Annotated in this window: 18 protein-coding genes and 5 pseudogenes; 17 read left to right on the forward strand and 6 right to left on the reverse strand. The window is 58.4% G+C overall.

Annotation, left to right across the window (positions count from 1 at the left end; translation table 11 throughout):
• Positions 1–545 precede the first annotated feature (545 nt).
• From OGR47_RS18830 to OGR47_RS18840, 3 genes and pseudogenes are all read left to right on the forward strand, one after another.
• A pseudogene (locus OGR47_RS18830) lies at positions 546–1,493 on the forward strand (IS630 family transposase).
• An 87-nt stretch (positions 1,494–1,580) separates the two neighbouring features.
• Positions 1,581–2,117 (forward strand): GNAT family acetyltransferase, encoded by a 537-nt coding sequence (locus OGR47_RS18835; protein ID WP_206527532.1) that lies wholly within the window; start codon positions 1,581–1,583, stop codon positions 2,115–2,117.
• Positions 2,118–2,422: 305 nt separating this feature from the next.
• Positions 2,423–2,788: pseudogene (locus OGR47_RS18840) on the forward strand (IS6 family transposase); the annotation flags it as partial.
• A gap of 159 nt (positions 2,789–2,947) precedes the next feature.
• Here OGR47_RS18840 and istB read toward each other — a convergent pair.
• Both istB and istA read right to left on the reverse strand, forming a co-directional pair.
• Positions 2,948–3,790, reverse strand: coding sequence for an IS21-like element helper ATPase IstB (gene istB / locus OGR47_RS18845; protein ID WP_165056347.1), 843 nt, complete (start codon positions 3,788–3,790; stop codon positions 2,948–2,950).
• Positions 3,787–5,325, reverse strand: a complete 1,539-nt coding sequence (gene istA / locus OGR47_RS18850) for an IS21 family transposase (protein ID WP_165056345.1) — start codon at positions 5,323–5,325, stop codon at positions 3,787–3,789. Before istA ends, istB begins: the two co-directional genes overlap by 4 nt.
• 253 nt (positions 5,326–5,578) lie before the next feature.
• Here istA and OGR47_RS18855 point away from each other — a divergent pair.
• Positions 5,579–6,233: pseudogene (locus OGR47_RS18855) on the forward strand (IS3 family transposase); the annotation flags it as partial.
• Positions 6,234–7,285: 1,052 nt separating this feature from the next.
• Here the strand turns inward: OGR47_RS18855 and OGR47_RS18860 are convergent.
• On the reverse strand, positions 7,286–7,477 hold the full coding sequence (locus tag OGR47_RS18860) for a hypothetical protein (protein WP_165055927.1): 192 nt from the start codon (positions 7,475–7,477) through the stop codon (positions 7,286–7,288).
• Positions 7,478–8,252: 775 nt separating this feature from the next.
• On the opposite strand from OGR47_RS18860, the gene OGR47_RS18865 reads away from it, so the two are divergent.
• The 7 genes from OGR47_RS18865 (at position 8,253) to OGR47_RS18895 (ending at position 12,300) form a co-directional block, all read left to right on the forward strand.
• The gene (locus OGR47_RS18865) at positions 8,253–8,390 is read left to right on the forward strand and encodes a hypothetical protein (protein ID WP_253948139.1); all 138 of its coding nucleotides are present in this window, start codon (positions 8,253–8,255) and stop codon (positions 8,388–8,390) included.
• Positions 8,391–8,908: 518 nt separating this feature from the next.
• Positions 8,909–9,289 (forward strand): PRC-barrel domain-containing protein, encoded by a 381-nt coding sequence (locus OGR47_RS18870; protein ID WP_165055925.1) that lies wholly within the window; start codon positions 8,909–8,911, stop codon positions 9,287–9,289.
• A gap of 445 nt (positions 9,290–9,734) precedes the next feature.
• Positions 9,735–9,908 (forward strand): hypothetical protein, encoded by a 174-nt coding sequence (locus OGR47_RS18875; protein ID WP_165055924.1) that lies wholly within the window; start codon positions 9,735–9,737, stop codon positions 9,906–9,908.
• Between the two features lie 365 nt (positions 9,909–10,273).
• On the forward strand, positions 10,274–10,465 hold the full coding sequence (locus OGR47_RS18880; protein WP_165055923.1) for a hypothetical protein: 192 nt from the start codon (positions 10,274–10,276) through the stop codon (positions 10,463–10,465).
• Positions 10,466–10,467: 2 nt separating this feature from the next.
• A complete protein-coding gene (locus OGR47_RS18885) occupies positions 10,468–10,779 on the forward strand; it encodes a hypothetical protein (RefSeq protein ID WP_216697960.1) in 312 nt (103 codons plus the stop codon).
• The gene (locus OGR47_RS18890) at positions 10,776–11,609 is read left to right on the forward strand and encodes a hypothetical protein (RefSeq protein WP_165055922.1); all 834 of its coding nucleotides are present in this window, start codon (positions 10,776–10,778) and stop codon (positions 11,607–11,609) included. Before OGR47_RS18885 ends, OGR47_RS18890 begins: the two co-directional genes overlap by 4 nt.
• 34 nt (positions 11,610–11,643) lie before the next feature.
• Positions 11,644–12,300 (forward strand): Crp/Fnr family transcriptional regulator, encoded by a 657-nt coding sequence (locus OGR47_RS18895; RefSeq protein ID WP_253948140.1) that lies wholly within the window; start codon positions 11,644–11,646, stop codon positions 12,298–12,300.
• An 824-nt stretch (positions 12,301–13,124) separates the two neighbouring features.
• On the opposite strand, the gene OGR47_RS18900 is transcribed toward OGR47_RS18895, so the two are convergent.
• A complete protein-coding gene (locus OGR47_RS18900; protein ID WP_246729879.1) occupies positions 13,125–13,346 on the reverse strand; it encodes a transposase in 222 nt (73 codons plus the stop codon).
• Here OGR47_RS18900 and OGR47_RS18905 point away from each other — a divergent pair.
• The 6 genes and pseudogenes from OGR47_RS18905 to OGR47_RS21960 form a co-directional block, all read left to right on the forward strand.
• A pseudogene (locus OGR47_RS18905) lies at positions 13,297–13,437 on the forward strand (IS481 family transposase); the annotation flags it as partial. The gene OGR47_RS18900 and the pseudogene OGR47_RS18905 sit on opposite strands and share 50 nt — an antisense overlap.
• The gene (locus OGR47_RS18910; RefSeq protein WP_165055920.1) at positions 13,400–13,567 is read left to right on the forward strand and encodes a hypothetical protein; all 168 of its coding nucleotides are present in this window, start codon (positions 13,400–13,402) and stop codon (positions 13,565–13,567) included. The pseudogene OGR47_RS18905 and the gene OGR47_RS18910, both read left to right, overlap by 38 nt.
• Positions 13,568–13,804: 237 nt before the next feature.
• Complete coding sequence (locus tag OGR47_RS18915) at positions 13,805–15,073, forward strand: family 1 glycosylhydrolase (protein ID WP_165055919.1); 1,269 nt, start codon at positions 13,805–13,807, stop codon at positions 15,071–15,073.
• A 94-nt stretch (positions 15,074–15,167) separates the two neighbouring features.
• Positions 15,168–15,866: pseudogene (locus OGR47_RS18920) on the forward strand (IS630 family transposase); the annotation flags it as partial.
• Entirely contained in the window at positions 15,835–16,179 is a 345-nt protein-coding gene (locus OGR47_RS18925; protein WP_165055917.1) for a hypothetical protein, read from the forward strand. The pseudogene OGR47_RS18920 and the gene OGR47_RS18925, both read left to right, overlap by 32 nt.
• A 772-nt stretch (positions 16,180–16,951) precedes the next feature.
• A complete protein-coding gene (locus OGR47_RS21960) occupies positions 16,952–17,506 on the forward strand; it encodes a TniB family NTP-binding protein (protein ID WP_165055916.1) in 555 nt (184 codons plus the stop codon).
• Here OGR47_RS21960 and OGR47_RS18930 read toward each other — a convergent pair.
• Together OGR47_RS18930 and OGR47_RS18935 are read right to left on the reverse strand one after the other, a co-directional pair.
• Positions 17,389–17,874: a hypothetical protein gene (locus tag OGR47_RS18930; protein ID WP_165055898.1), complete on the reverse strand. Its 486-nt coding sequence runs from the start codon at positions 17,872–17,874 to the stop codon at positions 17,389–17,391. The two genes, OGR47_RS21960 and OGR47_RS18930, sit on opposite strands and share 118 nt — an antisense overlap.
• Positions 17,871–19,658 carry a thiamine pyrophosphate-requiring protein gene (locus OGR47_RS18935; RefSeq protein WP_165055915.1) on the reverse strand — a complete coding sequence of 596 codons (1,788 nt, stop codon included), beginning with the start codon at positions 19,656–19,658 and terminating at the stop codon, positions 17,871–17,873. Before OGR47_RS18935 ends, OGR47_RS18930 begins: the two co-directional genes overlap by 4 nt.
• Between the last annotated feature and the right edge of the window lie 22 nt (positions 19,659–19,680).

Raw genomic sequence — 19,680 nt, forward strand, 5'->3', positions numbered from 1 at the left:
AGAGTTTGTGGCCATTGGAAGAACGATATACGAACGAGGGGTCGCGAATACCAATATCGCTTCTTGCCTCGTCTGCCATGGTCCCAACGCCGAAGGGTTTGAGGGTATCCCACGTTTGGGAGGGCTATCTTATTACTATCTCAAGAGGAGACTTGAAGAATGGGTTCGCGGATTTGACGCAGCTGCAGGACCCATGCCACACGTTGCAAACAGTTTGTCGCTGCGCGAGATCGAGATGCTCGCCTCTTACCTGAGTTTTATTAAATGAATCTTAGATGATTTACTGCGACTCAAATCTAAGAGCACGTGGCCAAGGCAGCGGCAACTGCAATGCGGACGTTCGCCGACGAGCAGTGGCGCCGTAAATTGGTTCGACAGAATAACCCAACTCACATCGACTGCGTCAAAGGCATAGCGTCGATCGGCGTTGTGGCCCAATGTCGTTTCGACAGCTAGAGCGGGTTCGTCATTTTCCGATTCAAGACAGGATTCCCGAATCGGCGAGAGCCTGATTCCTTGCGTCATGTGCATGACGGAGGAGAAAGATGGCTCGGGCCTACAGCCAGGATTTGCGTGACCGGGTGATCGACGCCGCGTTGAAGGGGCCTTTCGGCGCGTCAGGCGGCGGCGCGTTTCGGGGGCGGTGATGCGACCGCGATCGTCTGGGTTCGCCGCGCGCGTCAGACCGGCGAGCGCGGCGCGCGCAAACAGGGACAGCCGAAACGCTGCAAGCTCGACCCGCATCGCGAGTTCCTGTTGGCGCTGATCGAGGCGACGCCGGATCTGACCATCAGCGAGCTGTTGGAACGCGTCCTCGCCGAACGCGGGATAAAGGCCAGCCGAGCGACGCTGTGGGGCTTTCTCGACCGCTGCGGTCTGACCTACAAAAAAAGACCGCCCATGCGAGCGAGCAGGACCGGGAGGACGTGAAAGAGCGGCGCGAAGCCTGGTTCGACAGCCAGCTTGATCTCGATCCCGAAAAGCTTGTCTTCATCGACGAGACCTGGACCACGACCAATATGGCGCGCAAGAACGGGCGCGCGCCGAAAGGGGAGCGGCTGCGCGCCGGCGTTCCGCATGGGCACTGGAAGACGACGACATTCGTCGCCGGCCTGCGCCTGACCGGGATGACGGCGCCGATGGTTCTCGACGGCCCGATCAACGGTCAATGGTTCCAGGCCTATGTCGATCAGGTCCTTGTTCCGACGCTGTCGCCGGGCGACATTGTCGTGATGGACAATCTCGGGAGCCACAAGGGCGCGGGCGTGAACAAGGCCATCGAAGCGGTCGGCGCGACGCTGCTCTATCTTCCGCCCTACAGTCCCGACTTCAATCCGATCGAGAAGGCCTTCTCCAAGCTCAAAGCTCTGCTCCGCAAAGCCGCAGAGCGGAACGTCGACGCCCTATGGAACAGGATCGGCGCATTGCTGAAGGAGTTCTCCCCCACGGAATGCGCAAATTTCTTCGCCGCCTCAGGATATGAGCTGGTTTAAGACGAATCCGCTCTAACACCGATTGACCTATCAGCGAGGCTCGGCCAGGAGTCTCGTAAACAACAACGCTTCAAGGATTGAGACAAAATGATGGAAACTTTATCGCGCGCGACCTTCGCGGTCGCAAGCGTCACCTTGATGCTTCTAGCGTTGGCGCTTGTCGGATTCGGAGCGTTCGAGCTGGTCTCCGCGCTAAGCCAAAACTGGCATGAGGGCGGCGACGCGCTTCTTACCGCGATTGGCTACGTCGTTATCGCTCTGGCTGTCTTCGACGTGGCCAAATACTTCGTTGAAGAAGAGGTCCTCCGAAGTCGTTCACCCGTCACCACATCCGACGTGCGGCGCAGTCTTACTAAATTCATTTCGACTATCGCGATCGCGGTATTCATCGAAGGATTGGTCATTGTGTTTCAAGTCAGCAAACACGACGTGGAAAAAATGCCCTACCCGACCGCTCTTCTCGCGACCGCAATTCTCATCGTTCTCGGGCTGGGAGCCTACCAACGACTGAACGTCGAAGTTGAGCGTCAGCTTGGCTGTAAAGACAACGCCGAACAATTGACGGCCAACCTTGACGAAGCGGCTGACAATAGCGCTATGGCGGGCGACACGACGGCAAAATGAGGCTCGACGCAACCTTGTTGCATGGAGGGTTGGGAATCAGGATCTTAAGGAATGGCGGCGCAAAAGGCTTCCGATTTTCATGTCGGGGGCGGCTCATGCCTTTCAAGCTTCGTTCGAAGATGCGGTGCAAGAAGCGACCGGCGAGACGGGTCGAATTGATCTATGTCGATCAGGGGTACACCGGCGCAGACGCCGCCAAAGCGGCGGGGACGCGGGGGATCGAGCTATGGGTTCTGTTGCGTTAGCGGAGGCGGCGCGGTTTGGGTAAGCTGTGGGCCCGCCCAACACCGTTTAGATCGGCCCCCATGATCGACTTCAAAGGACACCGCTTTGAAAAGACCGTCATCCTGCTTTGTGTCCGTTGGTACCTCGCCTATCCCCTAAGCTACCGAGATCTGAAGGACATGATGCTCGAGCGGGGCGTTGAGGTTGACCATTCCAACATTTACCGCTGGGTCCAGAAGTTCACGCCGCAGTTAGAGGCCGCCTTCCGGAAAGGCGAGAAGCGGGCGGTCGGCAACAGTTGGCGGATGGACGAGACCTACATCAAGGTCAACGGTCAGTGGAAATACCTCTACCGAGCCGTCGACAAACACGGGCACACCATCGACTTCTTGTTGGCAGCCCATCGCGACAAAAGAGCCGCTCTGCGCTTTTTCAAGAAAGCGGTGGGGCTGTCAATGGCGGGGACAAAATGTGCATGATGGCGGCGCAAAAGTGTACCGGTCTGGTTTCGAGAAAAGGGCCCTGTGGCCCTTGTAGTTTGCGTTGCCGCGCGCGTTGAGGCGCGCGGAGCGTAGCGAAGCGCGGCTCAACGCGCGCGGCGGCGTTCAGTTCTTCGTGTCGGCGTCTCCTTTGTCGATGGCGGGCGCGTCGGCGAGATCGCGGCCGCGGCGCTGTGCTTTCCTTGCGGTCGCGAGGCGATAGCTCTCGCCGTTCATTTCCAGAATGTGTACGTGATGGGTGAGCCGGTCGAGCAGCGCGCCGGTGAGACGTTCCGACCCAAAGACGGACGTCCATTCATCAAAGGGCAAATTGCTGGTCACCAGCGTCGCGCCGCGTTCATAGCGCTGGCTGAAGACCTCGAAGAGCAGCTCGGAGCCGACCGCCGTGAACGGCACATAGCCCAGTTCGTCGACGATCAGCAGTTTGACGGTGTTGAGATGCTTTTGCAGCGCGCGCAGGCGGCGCTCGTCGCGCGCCTCCATCAGTTCGTGCACAAGAGCCGCGGCGGTTGTGAACGCGACGCTGAACCCTTTCTGGCAAGCGGCGAGCCCCAGGGCGAGCGCGACGTGAGTCTTCCCGGTCCCGGATGGACCGAGAGCGATGCAGTTCTGCCGCTTCTCGATCCATTCGCACCGCGCCAGCTCCAGCACCAGCGGCTTGTTGAGTGAAGGCTGGGCGGTAAAGTCGAAAGTGTCGAGGCTCTTGACCTGCGTAAAACGCGCCAGCCGGATGCGGCGCTCGACATTGCGCCGCTCGCGATCAATGCGCTCCAGTTCGCACAGGCGCAGCAGATAGCGGGGGTAATTGGCGCGGTCCTGCGCCGACTCCAGCGCGACTTTCTCATATTCGCGCGCGAAGGTGGGAAGCTTCAGCGCCTTGAGGTGATTGCCCAGTAGCACCTGCGGCGCGACGATCGTTTGCGAGCCCGGCTCATGCGAGGTGGTCATGCCGGACCTCCCGCGGTCGTCTCCATGACGCCCACAATGACGCTCGCGCCGGCGACGAGCCCGAGATAGGCGCGCGGATCCGTCGCGCCGACCGTGGCCGCCGGCAGGTAGGGGTAGAATGTCAGATCGAGCCGCGCGGGCCGGTTCTCCAGCTTGGCCAGCAGCAGCATCTTCACCGCGTCGAAGCTGATCGCGCCAAGACGCAGCGCCTCCGCAACCGCCTGTTCGACTTGATGCTGGTGAAAATCCTCCATCAGCCGCAGCACCTGGATGAACTCGCGACGCCCGCTATTCCCCATGCGCGCCTCCATCAGCCGCCGCAAGCGATGCACACAGTCGGCCAGACGCCAGTCGTCGAGCGGCGCGGCCTGATCGAGCGCGCGGCTCTTGTGTTCGAGCAAGGCGAGATAATGCAGCGGGTTGTAGATGAACTCGGCCTTGTCGTAGCTGCGCGCATGCACGGCGATCGTCTCCCCGCCGCAGACAATCTCAACCCGATCGACATAGCCCTTCGCCAGCACCTCCCGATGGCCGTAACGCGTCGGGACCGAGTAATCATTGTTGCGGTAGCGCACCAGCGCCATCGACGACACGCGCGTCGCGACTTTGTGGCAGGCGTCATAGGGCGCCGGCGGCGCCGGCAGGAATGCCGCCATATCCGCCTGCATGCGTTCGCCGATCGGCGTCGAATGACCACGCAGGATCGCCTGCCGGCGTTTCGTGCAGGCGTCCAGGAACCTCGCGTTCAGCGCCTCGAAACTCTCCGCCACGGGCAGCGGCGTCATGAAGTTGCGCCGGACATAGCCGACAAGCCCCTCGACCTTGCCCTTGTCGTTCCCCTTACCAGGCCGGCCAAAGCGATCGGCAAAAAGATAGTGGCTCTGGAGTTCCGCAAACATTTGCGAACGCAGACGCTCTCCACCCTTCACGATCCTCGCGACCGCGAGACGCGTATTGTCATACAGAATGGACTGCGGGACGCCGCCGAAAAAGGCGACCGCCGCGACATGGCCGTCGCAGAAGGCTTCCGCCGTCTCTGCCGGATAGGCCTTGACGAAGCAGCCGTCCGAATGCGGCAGGTCCACGCAGAAATAATGAAAGCGGACCTTCCTGCCGGCGATGTAACCGTCCGCCTCGCCAAAATCCGCCTGCGCATGCCCCGGGCGATGGCTGAGCGGAATAAACATCTCGCGCGACCGCAACTGCGCCTGCGCGACATATTCCCGGACGATCGTGTAGCCGCCAGAAAACCCTTCTTCGTCCCGTAGCCGTTCGAATATCCGCTGCGCCGTGTGCCGCTGCTTGGCGTGAACAAGCCGGTCACCCGCCAGGACCTTGTCGATCCAGGCCATATAAGGCCCCAGCTTCTTCGAAATCGGTCGCTCCCGGCGCCGATATCCCGGCGGAACCGAATATTGGAGCATCTTCGTGATCGTATTGCGGTGCACGCCAAAGCGCCTCGCCGCTTCCCGGCGGCTCAGCCCTTCCGCCATCACCGCGCGTCTCACCCGGGCATAGAGTTCCACTGTGAACATCCTTTCGGCCTCTCCATGCCAGTCGATGACATCAAGTTCGGCCTATCAGGACCGGTACAATTTTGCGCCGCCGTCACAGCTGCCCGCAAAGCCGGTTCAGTGGTACACTTTGCCGCCGCTGTTCATAGCAAGTCGACCTGAAGCGGCCGGCTTGCGCAATTGGACAGAGCCGGCCTCGCAAATTCGAACAGTAGCTTAGGTGGATTTTCTGCCTGACAGCGGCGAGGATCTCGCTGCGAATCAGGATCATTCGATGACGAAGAAGTGCCGCCGGACGCATTCTCCGGCGTTTAAGGCAAAAGTGGCTTTGGCCGCGATCAAAGGCGAGAAGACGCTGGGGGAACTGGCGCAGCAATTCGACGTTCATCCGAATCACGACGTGGAAAGGCCAGCTTCTGGAAGGCGCGGCGGGTGTTTTCGGTCAGGAGAAGCCGGAAGCGAAGGAGGCGGCCGTCGATTTGAAGGCGCTGCACGCCAAGATCGGCGAACTGACCCTGACCAACGATTTTTTGTCCGGCACGGTCAGCAAGGCCGGCCTGCTGAGCGCAAAGCGATGATCGATGGCAATCACGAGCTTCCGATCGCCCGCCAGGCAAAGCGCTCGGCGTCGCCCGCAGCTCAGCCTACTACAAGCCACGACCGGTTTCCGTCGAGGATTTGAAGCTGATGCGGCGCATAAACGAGCTGCATCTCGAATTTCCTTTCGCCAGGGCCCGGATGTTACGCGATTTACTGAACCGCGAGGGCGTCGTCGTGGGCCGTCGGCATGTGGCGACGCTGATGAAGCGCATGGGGATCGAGGCGATCTATCGGTGGCCGAACACGAGCAAGCCAGCGCCAAAGATCGAGGGGCCAATCAGGTCTGGGCGACGGACATAAGCTACATTCCGATGCGGCCCGGCTTCGTCTAAGGACACGCGTCGCATCCTGTGGTCTGACGATAAATTGTGGCTGTGGGATGCAGCGACGGGCCGGCAGATCGGCCCCGGCGATGAGGCACGAAGCCCCTTTCTGGGCGCGGCGTTCGACAAGGACGAACGCCCTATGTCGTTGAGGAGCGCAAAAAATGGTGCACTCCCGAACATGTGCAAAAGTTAAGAATTCCGGTGAAAAAGTCTCGGGCGGCGGGTCAAGGACGTCGCGTCGAGCAGGAGATGTCCGCCTGGGTCCGCGCTCTCGGATGTGCCGCCCCCCATTCATGCGCGTGCGGCGCAGAATGTGCGCGTCGATCTTACGACGGTCGAACTGAAGGGCCGTCTTGACGACAAGTCGAATGAACTTGAGATATAGATCATGCGCGCGAAAAAAACCAATTTCCGCCGATGATCTTCGCGAACTTGTGAACCGGCGGTTGTCGAGGCCGGCGTGTCACGCAATGTGGCGTCGACACCGAACGCCGCTGTCGATGCATTCGGACTGCCGCACGTCGGACGTCGCCTTGCTCGAAATAGAATAGCGTCTGGTCGAAACCTGCGGGGGTCACTTCGTTAACGCCACGTCAAAACATGCCATGGCAGAAGGTCCCCGCTAGATTCATGGTCGACCTGGCACGGACGGCCCGCCGTGTAGCGTATTGGCGGGCCGTTTCCTTACGCCTATGGGATGCCAATCCTCAAGAGCGCGAGTTCAAGATTGGGACGCCCGAAACGCATCCTAGGATGTATGGCCGTGCGGACTTACGCGCGCGAGTCTTGGTTTTTCTGGAGGACTCGAGAGTTCACCTTCGCAACCACGCGACGGTGGCCCGCGCGCCGCGCACGACCGCTTGATTTGGTCAAGGTCTGAAAGTCTAAGATCGAAACCCAGTCCTAGCTCTGAGCGCATTGCTGACGAAGATCAGGCGCTTCCAGACCTTTGCCCCTTCGCCGCGCGCTTGGCTGCTTGTCTATCATAGGCGCACTCAACGAAGAGCCCGGATACATGATCCGGGCTCTTTAACGGTCTCAAGCTAGGAAGGTCTTTACGCCAGCCGCTCGACCAGCACCGCTTTGGCGCTCTGCCGGACCCGAAACTTCATACCGTGGCGCTGGCCGAACATTTGAGCGGCACTGCGGATGCGCGCCAGCGGAACATTGTAGTAGCGCCACGCGTCGCCCAGATTGAACTCGCCGAAACCATACTTGAGACGCTTATCGGTGCTCTTCTCGCTCATAGTGAATTGTGCGCCTTTCCTGTTTGAGATTACGGAAGTTATATCTGAGTTGCATTCAACATACGCAAGCGTGGCTGTTTGGCGGCAACTTACAACGCCCGCCTCGTTCTTGGAATTCGCACTGCGCACGACATGGCAAGGACGATCCGCCTGCTGCTCTGCACCGAGAGCGGCCCCCCCAATTTACCCGCTCGGCAGTGTTGGCTTTTCATGGGTGGCCATCATCGTCCATGTCGAAGTCAGGGCCAATACGCTGGCCGCCAAGAAAGGCTTGCTGAGCCCTGAGCCACTCGCTCATCTTCTGCTAGGTGGCGTAAGCGATCGGCCGCGCCGTCCAACAGCCACATTGTTCTCCGTCAAGACGGGGGCCGCTTATTTAGGGTTCCGCGCAGGTTCATCGCGCAGAACTACGTCCCTGGCGACCAGATATTCCTCTTCGGGTTCTCGCGGGTGGAGACGACCCTCGTAGGCTTCGCCAATTCTTTTGCACTAAGCGCTCCCTCCGGGGAGCGCTTCCACCTTCTCCGCCAACGTTTCAAGGACGGAACAAGCGCTAAAACAGGAAGTTCGACTGGAGGGAGCCTGCGCCGCTGTCCGCCCCGGCGAGCGTTGTTCCAAAGGTGCCGCAACATCCGGGCGGGAGGTCGCTCGTTGGGGATAATCGCGCTGCTTGGCAAGCGATCTTCAAAGTCCAGAACATGCGTTCGGGCGTTCGCTTCGGAGGGGGCCAAAGAGCCCCAAACCCCTAGCGTAGCCATTTAAAAAACGGGAGGGCATGATGCCCCGTAGTCCTGACACCGAACACGAAAAGGGAAAGGAGAAGCCCAAGGGCGCGATGACGGTTCAGGAAGCCGGCAAGGTGGGTGGCGAGATTCGCAAGGAGCGACTGGCCACGAGGGCGGCCAACGCGTGAAGCAGCTTGTCGAGGAAGGCAAGCGCGCCGCGGAAAAAGAGAGACCGGCCAAGGACAAGAGTGGCGGACCCAAGCCGCGCCACTGACGGCCCCCCATGGTTGCGAGAGCAGACGGCTCTGGCATCTGGCTGCATACCGGTCCCTTTCTCCGCCAGCCGATCGTTCGCCCTCATGGGAGGGCAGCACGGCGGTGGCAGCCAGAGCAGACACACTGTGCGCCACATGGGACAAGCCGACGGACTGCTTACGAGCGATTTGCCGATAGGTTTCCCGTAATCCCCGATCGCTGAATGATCCTTATCTCACGCGTGATCTGAGAGGCCCGGCATAAAATTCCGGGGCTCAAGATCCGTGGCGAGGTGGTTTAGCAGCATCGACCTAGGAACGATGCGCTGGCCCGCGCGTTCACGGTGCACATGACGCTTGCCTTTGATGCGAGACGCCCAGCCCCACAAAGAGCGTGAGCACGACATATCGCAGGAAGGCGAGGGTGGCCGTCGTACGCATGGGAGAGTGAAATGGCTACCGCCGCTCCTTACTCAAAAATCAACCTGATCTCGAGCCAACACATCGATGGCGCGGCCGTCTTTGACACGGCCGGCAAGGAAATCGGCAAGATAGACCATTTCATGATTGATATGGTCTCGGGCCGAGTGCTTTACGCGGTCGTAAACTTTTGCGGATTCATGTGCCTGCATCCGGGACACCATCCGATGCCTTGGACCTCGCTAAAATTCGACAGAGATCGTCGTGGCTACGTGACGGACGTGAGCCAGGAGTTAGTTGAGGGCGCTCCGGAATATAGCGACGAAAGCTGGACGGACCGTGAGTGGGAAACACGGGTGCATCAACATTATCGCGCTCGGCCTTACTGGGAGGCATCGGCGGCCGCGCAGTAAAATGCTGTGCCGCGCCGCGACGAGAGAGCGCTCGATCGCGTCCAATGACTCCTTGCGACTGTAGGAAAAGCGCCCCGCCGTTACCTCCACGGTCGGGCGTTTCGCTTAGTCAGACAAGCTGCCTCATCCCGCTCCCCCATCCTGCGATCCCGCAAGGAACCTTCGGTGCAGACGGGGAAAGAACTCAAAAAGGTGCCCGGCGAAATCGTCGGGCTAAGTCGGGAGGAAACCGCTGGGAGGGCTCCTGACTACCAACCCAACTGCCAAGCGAGGACATTGTTCCGGCGTCGCGCCGTCCCGCCCGGTGGAACACCACATAATTCCAGCGGTTTGCTTAATGCGGCGTGGCGGTGGCGCGGTCTCCCCTGTTCCGCTCCGCTTCCGCCTCGGGAGCAGCCTTGCCCGTTTTTCGCCGGCTCACGAAGAAGAAACGGAGGATTTGGAAATGTCACTCGCAGTGCATCAGACATCCGAGATCGGCAAGGTCGCCTTGATTGCGATCGGGCTCGTAGCGTTTGTCGTGCTCGCGCTGACCTGGGTCCCAGAAATGATTGCGCCATCAGGAGATAGCGCGCAAGAGGCGCCTAGCGTGGGTAAGACCGTCAGAATGATCCAGTGATCGGCCCGCGACGCTGGAGATGTTTTTCTCCAAGCAGCACACGCCCCACACTTAACTTTTGGGCTCGGCGCGTTTGTTGTCTTGGGTTCTTGGTACCTGTACCAGTCGATTATCAGCGTGTCTTTGGCGATAGCAAAGCGGTCAGGCGTCCCTTTTCAACCCGCCTTGCTCTCCGCGTGTTAATTTCCGCCAGGTGTCTGGGTCGGCTATGCCGCGATCGCCTTTCGCTCTCGGCCTCTTCGAATTCGCGGTCTTCATCTTCGACGTTCTGGTCGCCGTCGACGAATATTATCTTTTCAGGGCATGTTCAGCAGAACCGTGCCACTTATTTTCATCATTGAAGGGGCTGGACACGGAGAACTGAAATGAAACGTACTGCTCTCTTCGCCTTCGCGCTTCTAATCGCCCCAGCTATCGCTCAACCCAGTTTTGCGGCCACTAGCGGCAATGAACCTGCCGCCGCCTCCGAACCAGCAAAGGCGAAACCAGCTAAGCATAAACACATGCATAAGCATGAAAAGCATACGTCCAATACAAAGACCCACAAGGCGACCTGACTTTGCGATATCAGGTTAAGGACCTAGGGCATGAACGCGCCCGCAATTTTTTCGGTGGCGGGCGCGGGAATTCAGGCTTGGCATGGAAACGTTTCAGCGGGCAATCTCCTAATCAACAGCAAGAAACGAACGATCGCATGGTGCGCCGATCGCCGGCGCAGATCGGAGAGATGCGCCGCATCGACACGCTTTTCAAGGTTCTCCGACCAACAGAAGAGGAACAACCTCGCGCGCAGGATGTTAAGGTTAGGGGAACGTCCGGCCTATCTTTTCCGCTCCTGGGCGAGATGGCGTTGGTTGGAGCGACCCTTTGAAGGATGCCCCCTCGAAACCTGTTGGTTCAACGCGCGTCCGTTGGCTAGAGTTCCTGAAGCTCTCGCTTAGGTTCTGGACAGGCCGGACGCGGCGGCGGGCATGGCTGATAACAACCTCGGTCGTCCTTTTGGTCGGCATTCAGCTCGCGACGCAACTTGGGGTCAATTTTTGGAGTCGCTCCTTTTTTGATGCGCTCGAGCGCAAGAACTCCTTGGATCTGGAATGGGCAATCCTCGCCCTCCCCCTCCTCGTTGCTTGCAGCGGCCTTGCGGCAAGCGGTTCGCTCGTAGCCAGCATGAGATTGCAAATGCGTTGGCGAGCCTGGCTGACTGAAACAATCGCAGGCTGGTGGCTCAAGGATCAACGGTACTATCGTCTGGCCATAGCAGTCGACGACATTCACACGCCAGAGTATCGCCTAGCCTGTGATGTGCAGCTTGCAATTGAACTGCTCGTAGAGTTTGCGATCGGTCTTCTCACGGCTATCACCACAGCATTCGCCTTTGTAAGCGTCTTATGGAGAGTTGGTGGTTCGATCGACCTAAGCTTCCCTGGATCCAACGTCGTCGTCATCCCTGGCTATCTTGGGGTGGCCGCTGTCGCCTACACGGTCATAACCGGCTCTCTCGCTTACGTCTCCGGGCGCGGGCTGGTTCGAGCTGTGGGGCAAAAAAACGAGGCCGAGGGGCAGTTTCTAGCTGAGCTGACACGCCTGCGGGACGCCGAAAGCATCGCGCTTATCCGTGGCGATCACCGTGAAGCAAGCTCTATCACGCAGACGTATAAAAAGGTGATCTCTGCATGGGTTAAACAGATACATCACAATTAACTCATCGCGAATGTGCAGAGCGTCAACGGCGTGCTTGTGCCCCTCATTCCACTGGTGCACCCCCCGTAAGGGCCAAGCGATCTTTGCTCAGGGTGACCCTGCCAATGCGCTGTTGTATATTCAGAAAGGAAAAATCAAGGTCACCACTGTCTCAAGGCACGGCAAGGAAGCCGTGGTGGCAATCCTTGGCGCCGGCGATTTCTTCGGGGAAGGATGTCTGACCGGACAACCCCTTCGCATCTCAACCTCAACGGCGATACTCGATTCCACGATATCTCGCCTCGACAAGCCAACGGTGATCCGCGCCCTCCATGAGCAGCCTGCTTTCACAGAGCGCTTCATGGCTTATTTGCTGGCGCGCAACATTCGAATGGAAGCAGACCTCATCGATCAGCTTTTCAACTCGAGCGAAAAGCGTCTCGCTCGGCTCCTTCTTCTTCTCGCTAATTTCGGCAAGGAGGGTAAACCGGAGCCGGTGGTGGCGGAAATCAGTCACGAAACTCTTGCCGAGATGATCGGCACAACTCGATCTCGTGTCAGTTTCTTCAAGAATAAGTTCCGGAAACTGGGTTTCATCGATTATAATGGGCACCTCCAGGTGCACAGTTCCTTGCTGAGCGTCGTGCTGAACGATGGTCCGCGCTCCGTTCGTGGTTACAAAAAAGCTAGCTCCGAACGCGACCTTCAGTGAGGACGCGCACCATCTATGAGCTGCTTTGCACAGACTTTGTCCCTAACGCTTCTTACTTTGCGACTCGATGCAGACGATGCTTCCTCGTGGCACGATGCCCCCTGCTTGCGGACCAAAGCTGACTGGCAGGCGTTTCGTCCCAAGCAATGCCGCGCCGTCTGACGCCTGGTTTGACTTCCTCCTCTCGGACCAGGCGCAACCAAGTTCAACCAAGGGAGCCGAACATGGTAATAGCGTGGCACATGTAAGTTTCTCTCGATCAGGCGATCGACATTCATGCCGGAGTGCTGAAATACTGGTATGACGACAGAGCCCCACACGAAGCGCACACAAAGGCGCTTGAATGCAAGACGGCGGGAGATGTTGAGGGGTTTCATGCTTGGGCAAGAGTAGGCAAAGTCTGTGAGGCGCTCGGCCCCATCAATCGGCCTGCGATTTCCGAAGCTGATAATCCGGCTCGGGTGCATATTCCGTGAATGGATGCGAAACGGCGTTTGGTCGTTCACTTAACAAGGCGGCATGCATGGCGGACCAAATTTCCGGCGCAGTCTTGCCTGCTACTCGAAACCTGCTACTCGAACCTTACCCAATGCGCACTGACGTTTCCGAATCCGTTGCGTGAGCTCGACGCCAGAGATGTGATTGACGCATTACGAAAATTCTTGAAGCCGAGCATTGGGCCCAAACGGAGCTTGATGATCTGTGATCCTGCTCCACCGATTTGTTGAGGTATTTGGACGATCGCAGCTCCGTCCGCGCGCCACCCTGATGTTCAGCGAGGAATTCGCGGGCCGGAGCATTTTCATGATAGATCCGATCAGGCCTTAGCTCTGGCGCAAGGCCACTCGAAAAACCGTTCGCAGAATCAGGGCGATCTCGATCGCCAGATCGGGATAATGGCGCTGTCCACCCAGCGTTGTTCGAGGCTGAGCCTTCCAACCTGCAATCGCTTCCGGCGTAAACCAAATTGTCAGACTGCCGCGACTACGCGACCAGAAGACGATCGCCAAGTGGAAGAAGCGGGCGTCGGTTTGCGACGAGCGCACGGGGCCTAAAGGACCCAGATCCACAATTCTCACGATCGAGGAGGAGGCGATCATTGTCGCCTTTCGCCGTCACACATTGCTGCCTTTGGATGTCCGACGAAGAAATCCAGGACATCGTAATGACCGTCAATCTGACGCCAAGAAAATGCCTCGGCTTCTTGACCCCCTTCCAGGCCATCACCAAAGAGCTTGGAAAAGACGTGCAAATCCGCTTCGCTTAAATCCGTTTCGCTTCGCTCAAGATTCCGCTTGGTCCACAGATGACTCTAAATCTCGACAAATGGCTCACCGCCGTTCTGAACCATCGTCGCCGGTGTGGCAAGAAGGCGGTGCCGCCAAAATGAACGGCAGAGGCTAAAATTGATCCGACCGCAAACGTTCGTGATCACCCTCAAGATGTAAATCGGTCTGAGGCTCCCTAGCTAATCCATTAAAAGGCCAATCGTGGAGTTGGGCGAATGTCGCGCTTCATGTTCAGCACAGGTATAGAAAACAGCAGCCCAACCATTGAGAACGGTCGGAAGCGTATCGACGAGATGGCCACCTGTAAACACTATGACTTGTGGCGTGAGGATTTCGCGCTCGTCCAAGAAGACTTAACAATTCGAACCCTTCGCTATGGGCCGCCACTCTACAAGACCTTTCTGGGTCCCGACCACTTTGACTGGGAGTTCACTGATTTGGCGTTCGGGGATATGAAGGCGCGCGGCATAATCCCTATCGCGGATTTGTGTCACTTCGGTGTGCCAGACTGGCTTGGGAATTTTCAAAACCCCGACTTTCCCAGGCTTTTCGCCTCCTATGCCAGAGCATTCGCGCAACGATTTCCTTGGGTCCAGCTCTACACCCCAATAAATGAGATGTACGTCTGCGCAACCTTCTCCGCCGCCTACGGCTGGTGGAACGAGCAGTTGCGAAGCGATATCGCATTTGTAACGGCGCTAAAGCACATCGTCAAAGCGAACATCCTTGCGATGCACGAGATTTTGACCGTACGCTCGGATGCGATTTTCGTCCAAAGCGAATCCTCGGAATACTTCCATCCTGTTAATCCAAGGGCGATACAGCCTGCGGAGCTTTTGAATGAACGCCGCTTCCTCTCTCTAGACTTAAATTACGGATATCGGGTCAACTCCGAAATGTACCGGTTTCTTATGGACAACGGCATGACGCCTAGGGAATATGATTTTTTCATGAGCGAGCACCTGAAGAGCCATTGCATTATGGGAAACGACTATTACGAAATGAGTGAACACGACGTCGACGCGGACGGACGAACCGCATCCTCTGGTGAGATCTTCGGATATAACGAAATCACCCGACTATATTACGAGCGCTATCGTCTGCCCGTCATGCATACGGAAACGAACACCTGCGAAGGACCGAAGGGCGATGAAGCGGTTCGTTGGCTTCGCAAGGAATGGGCGAATGTTCTCAGAGTCCGTAATAGCGGAATGCCGGTCGTCGGCTTCACATGGTATTCCTTAACCGATCAAGTCGACTGGGACATTGCCTTGCGTGAGGATAGGGGACGCGTTAATCCGCTTGGCCTTTATGACCTCGAGCGCAAACCCCGACCCGTCGGAGAGGCTTATAAGCAACTGATCAGGGACTGGCGGGAGGTTCTACCAGCGCATAGCGTCTGCCTGACAGTTCCATTGGCGGATTACCCTCCGCCCGCCCAGAGAAGTGAAAGCCAAAAGCAGGAGCAGTCTGAGGGCAAGTAATCCCATTTGCGTGAGTCCGCTAGTACCCACTATCGATGATTGATGAGTCATGATTCAAGGCTGCATGAGCAGCCAATTGAAAGCGACGCCGATGAAGGTGCAAATCGTGCTCATGGCGGCCGAGGGCGCCGGGATCCGGGCGATTGGTCGCGCGCTCAGATGCTCGACCGGCACGGCGTCAAAATGGTGCGTGCGCTACGCCGAGGATCGCCTTGCTGGTTTTTCGGAAGTCGGCGAGCGTGGCGCGGCGCCTAAATACGACGAGGAAACCGACCGGCGCATCCTGGCCTTGCTTAATCGCAAACCGCCGGAAGGCTACGCCAACTGGACTGGACCGCTTGTCGCCAAAGCGCTCGGCGACGTCAATGCCCAATATGTCTGGCGCTTTCTACGCAAGCACAAGATCGACCTGTCGGGCCGAAAGTTGTGGTGCGTCAGCAACGACCCTGAGTTCGCGGCCAAGGCCGCTGAGATTGTCGGGCTCTACATGGCGCCGCCCGAGAACGCCATCGTGCTCGCAGTGCACGAAAAACCGTCAATCCAGGCACTGGAGCGCTCACGGGGCTATTTGAAGCTGCCGAACGGACGCGCCCTGATCGGTCAATCGCACGATTACAAAAGGCATGGAACGACGACGCTGTTCGCAGCGCTCGATCTCGAGAGTGGCAAAATCGTCGATAAACATTACAACCGCCGCCGTCGTGTCGAGTTTCTTGACTTTATGAACAAGGTCGTCGCCACCTATCCCGAGAAGGAAATCCATGTCGTTCTCGACAATCTCTCTACCCATAAGCCCAGGCGCAAACTTTTCCTTCGAACGGATCGACCCATCTTATGTCGATAACGCCCGAACCATCGGCCAAACGCCAGGCCATGCGGTTATCGCCGGCAAGAACTACGGGCAAGTCTCCTCGCGCGAGCATGCCGCCGCGGCGCCGCGCTATCTGGGTCTAAGAATGGTGATCGCGAAGAGCTGCGCCCGAATCCATCGCCAAAATCTCATCAATTACGGTGTTCTCCCCCTCGTCTTTATCAATGAGAGAGATTACGACGGTCGCAGTCGGCGATACGGTGTGGGTAAGAAAGACTTGCGAAAAACGCGCTGACAAGCAGCAATAGGATCATGTTGAGATCCGCGAACTCCGCGATTGAGGCGTGTCATGGTCTGACATCCGATCAAGTCGAGTTTATACTCGCCGGGGGAGATCGTGAATCTCCCTCGAGGCAACATGAACGAGGAACGGGAGAGCGTCGTGCTTACACGACTATCTAGGATCTGAGCAACCTTTCCCGGCGGTGCCGTGAACCGCTCGGAAACCTCTCAGCGCCAGCCCCTCGATGTGAAGGGTCGTTTCAAAACGCAGAGACCGGCACTGCAACTGAGACTGACGCAAGAAAACTTGGCAGTCAAATGGGATTAATCGACATCGACCGTAACGTCGGGGGATGGATTTCGACCGCATTGAACCACAAGACGCACGACAGGAAGCCCCGGAAGCGCGAGAGAATTTTCTCCGTCAGCTTCTTCGTCGGTCCAATTGGAAAGTGATGGTCGAAGTCGTGAAATTAGCGCGAACACAACTCGGGATTCCAAGGTCGACGCTTTTTCGTATGGCGTCACGGTTTTGGGCACACGACTTACTTCGAGCCTCGCACAACAACAGCGTGGAACGCCTGATGGCGTATTTCGGCTCGCACCCAAGATTCAGCGTGTTATCGCCGAGCAGATCGAACACTTCTGGCTCAGGAAGGAGAAACTGAAATTCAGCGCCTTAATGGAGCGCATCCGCGAGACCTGCCTTGCCGAAGGCTTACATCCCCCACACTACAGAATGGTACGGCGACGGGTGATGGATTTGACCTCAAATCCTCAAACTGTTGCGATATCTGAGCAACGAACTCGAAACGTCGCTCGTATGCCTCGGCGTGATGGATGCCCGCGTTGCTATCGCAGGCGATACTCAACTCTCGCGGCATCTCGATCAGATCGTGCTGCCGCGATGGAAAGTGGACGAAGAATTTCACGAGCTCGTCAGCGCAGTTTGCGGAGTTTGCCCATCAAGCAACCTACGGCCCTATCAAGCCAGGGCTTGCGTCATCTGCCGCGCATCAGCGACGGGGTCACTGCGCGCGTTTTCGCCATACTCAACGAATTGGCAATCGAAGCGATCCGAGCGGGCGCGGAGCCCATCACCGATGTGGACATCGAGTCATGAAAACATGTTCTTGAGAAGGAAACCATGTTCGCTTGACGGCCCGGCCGAAAAAGGCATTTCAAACGAGACTCGGTCCAAAATAGCCTCACGTGAAATGCCTCAGATCGGACCATTCATCCCGAGTCCCGGATTGAAGTGCCAATCGACAGCTGGGATAAGAACGACCTGGAAAAGCCCGACTTCTGCGACAGTGCCGCGCCTTTTGAAGATGTTATAGACATGGAAGGAGAGACCGGCCACGCCGACGGAAAGACGGAATGAATTCCGCCTGAAATCACACGTCTCCGGCGACGCAACGGCTACGCCCTCGACGCCGGCGGTAAGCGCCAGAGGCGAACTGATCAAGGGCGCGAACATGCCGGGGTTTTCGAATGATCGCCAGTAATGCTCCATGGCGGCATCGGCGAGCACGGACGCGGCGAGCAGAGCGGCCGAACAGTGGAGCGCGCGCGCTTCCGGAACGGCTCGCCGCGCGAGACAGGCCTTCCCGTTTCCTCCGGCGTCTATCGCGCGGCGCCAGGCCGATGCGCAGACAGCGCCCAACACGAGGGCGCCGAACAGGGCGGGAACCGGCTTCGTTCTCATTCGCTCTCGCTCGGCAGAATGCGCGCGAAGACCTGTCGCACCGCGCCGACGATAAGCGCGCCCTCGTCGGGGTCACCCTTGAAGAGCGTGGCCGCAAAGTTGCGCGCCTGTTCGAACGAAATATGCGCGGGCAGCGGCGGCACCTCTGGGTCCGTCTTCACCTCCAGCACGACAGGCAAGTCGGACGCCAGCGCCTCGTCCCAGGCGCTCCCGACGCGGGAAGGGTCATCGACGAAAATGCCCTTGAGACCGATCAACTCGGCGAAGCGGTGATAGGGAACGTCAGGAATATTTTGGGTCGCCTCATACTTTGGATTGCCCTCCATGACACGCTGTTCCCACGTCACCTGATTGAGGTCTTCATTGTTGAAGACGCAGCAAATCCATTTTGGACTCTCCCAGTCCCCCCAATATTTCGAGACCGTGATCAGTTCGGCCATATTGTTCATCTGCATGGCGCCGTCGCCCACGAGCGCGATCACCGGCCGTCGGGGATGGGCAAATTTCGCTGCGATGGCGTAAGGCACGGCTGCGCCCATGGAGGCGAGCCCGCCCGAAAGCGAGCACATCATCTCGCCCCTGATTTTGAGATCGCGCGCATACCAGTTCGCGCAGGAACCGGAATCACACGTAATGATCGCATCTTCCGGAAGGCGGGGGGAAAGCTCCCATGCAACTTTCTGCGGATTGACCGGATTCGCCGGCGCGAGTGCGCGGTCTTCGAGCAGCTCCCACCAGTCGCTGACTTTCCGCTCAATCCAGCCCCGCCAGCGCACATCTGTCTTTTCGTCGAGGCGAAGCAGCAATTCACGCAATGTGGCGGCCGCGTCCCCGTGAAGATTCACTTCCATGGGATAACGCAGGCTGAGCATGGAGGCGTCTATATCAATCTGAACGCCGCGCGCTTGCCCCTCCTGCGGAAGGAACTCCGAATAGGGGAAGCCGGAACCAATCATCAGCAGCGTGTCGCACGCCATCATCATGTCATAGCTCGGCTTGGTCCCCAGAAGGCCGATAGAACCCGTGACCCACGGCAGCGTATCAGGCGCTGCGCCCTTGCCCAGGAGCGCCTTGGCGACGCCGGCCTTCAGCTTCTCCGCGACGGCGATTACTTCTTCTCTGGCGCCAAGAGCGCCGGCGCCGATCAGAATCGCCACTTTTCGCCCGGCGTTGAGCACGTTGGCGGCGCGATGGATATCCTGAGAACAAGGAACCACCAGCGGACGCGAATAGCCAACGCCCGTTTGCACGGCCCCGTGCTTGCGCGGTGGCTCCTCATAATTGAGATCCTGCAAATCGCCCGGCAGGACAATGACGGAAACAGCGTTTTGCGCCTTTGCGATCCGCACCGCGCGGTCGGTGAGCATCCGCACCTGCGAGGGCGTCTCCGCCTCCTGCACAAATGCCGCGACATCGGAAAACATGCGATCGAGATTGAGTTCCTGCTGATAATGCGCGCCTCTCGATGCGCGCGGCGCCTGGCCTGTGATGGCGAGCACCGGCATGTGGTCGCATTTGGCGTCGTAAAGTCCGGTGATGAGGTGCGCGGCGCCTGGGCCGCCGGTCGACAGGCATACCCCGAGATCGCCCGTGAACTTGGCGTGAGCCGAAGCCATGAAGGCGGCCATTTCTTCATGACGCACCTGAACGAATTCAATCTTCTCCTTCGCGCGCTGCAAGGCTCCGAGCACGCCATTGATGCCATCGCCCGGATATCCGAAGATCCGGCGGACGCCCCATTCATAGAGCCGGTGCACAAAGAAATCGCCGACGGTGTTGCTCATGGTGGGGGCTCTCGATTGGCGA

The sequence above is a fragment of the Methylocystis sp. MJC1 genome, from assembly GCF_026427715.1.
Lineage (GTDB): Bacteria > Pseudomonadota > Alphaproteobacteria > Rhizobiales > Beijerinckiaceae > Methylocystis.

Bases quoted from the DNA above. Each gene is read 5' to 3' on its own strand.
- OGR47_RS18860 (WP_165055927.1), bottom strand. From the start codon at position 7,477: ATGAGCGAGAAGAGCACCGATAAGCGTCTCAAGTATGGTTTCGGCGAG.
- OGR47_RS18925 (WP_165055917.1), top strand. From the start codon at position 15,835: ATGTCGTTCTCGACAATCTCTCTACCCATAAGCCCAGGCGCAAACTTT.
- OGR47_RS18875 (WP_165055924.1), top strand. From the start codon at position 9,735: ATGTCACTCGCAGTGCATCAGACATCCGAGATCGGCAAGGTCGCCTTG.
- OGR47_RS18935 (WP_165055915.1), bottom strand. From the start codon at position 19,658: ATGAGCAACACCGTCGGCGATTTCTTTGTGCACCGGCTCTATGAATGG.
- OGR47_RS18865 (WP_253948139.1), top strand. From the start codon at position 8,253: ATGATGCCCCGTAGTCCTGACACCGAACACGAAAAGGGAAAGGAGAAG.
- OGR47_RS18930 (WP_165055898.1), bottom strand. From the start codon at position 17,874: ATGAGAACGAAGCCGGTTCCCGCCCTGTTCGGCGCCCTCGTGTTGGGC.
- istB (WP_165056347.1), bottom strand. From the start codon at position 3,790: ATGACCACCTCGCATGAGCCGGGCTCGCAAACGATCGTCGCGCCGCAG.
- OGR47_RS18880 (WP_165055923.1), top strand. From the start codon at position 10,274: ATGAAACGTACTGCTCTCTTCGCCTTCGCGCTTCTAATCGCCCCAGCT.
- OGR47_RS18835 (WP_206527532.1), top strand. From the start codon at position 1,581: ATGATGGAAACTTTATCGCGCGCGACCTTCGCGGTCGCAAGCGTCACC.
- OGR47_RS18870 (WP_165055925.1), top strand. From the start codon at position 8,909: ATGGCTACCGCCGCTCCTTACTCAAAAATCAACCTGATCTCGAGCCAA.
- OGR47_RS18915 (WP_165055919.1), top strand. From the start codon at position 13,805: ATGTCGCGCTTCATGTTCAGCACAGGTATAGAAAACAGCAGCCCAACC.
- istA (WP_165056345.1), bottom strand. From the start codon at position 5,325: ATGTTCACAGTGGAACTCTATGCCCGGGTGAGACGCGCGGTGATGGCG.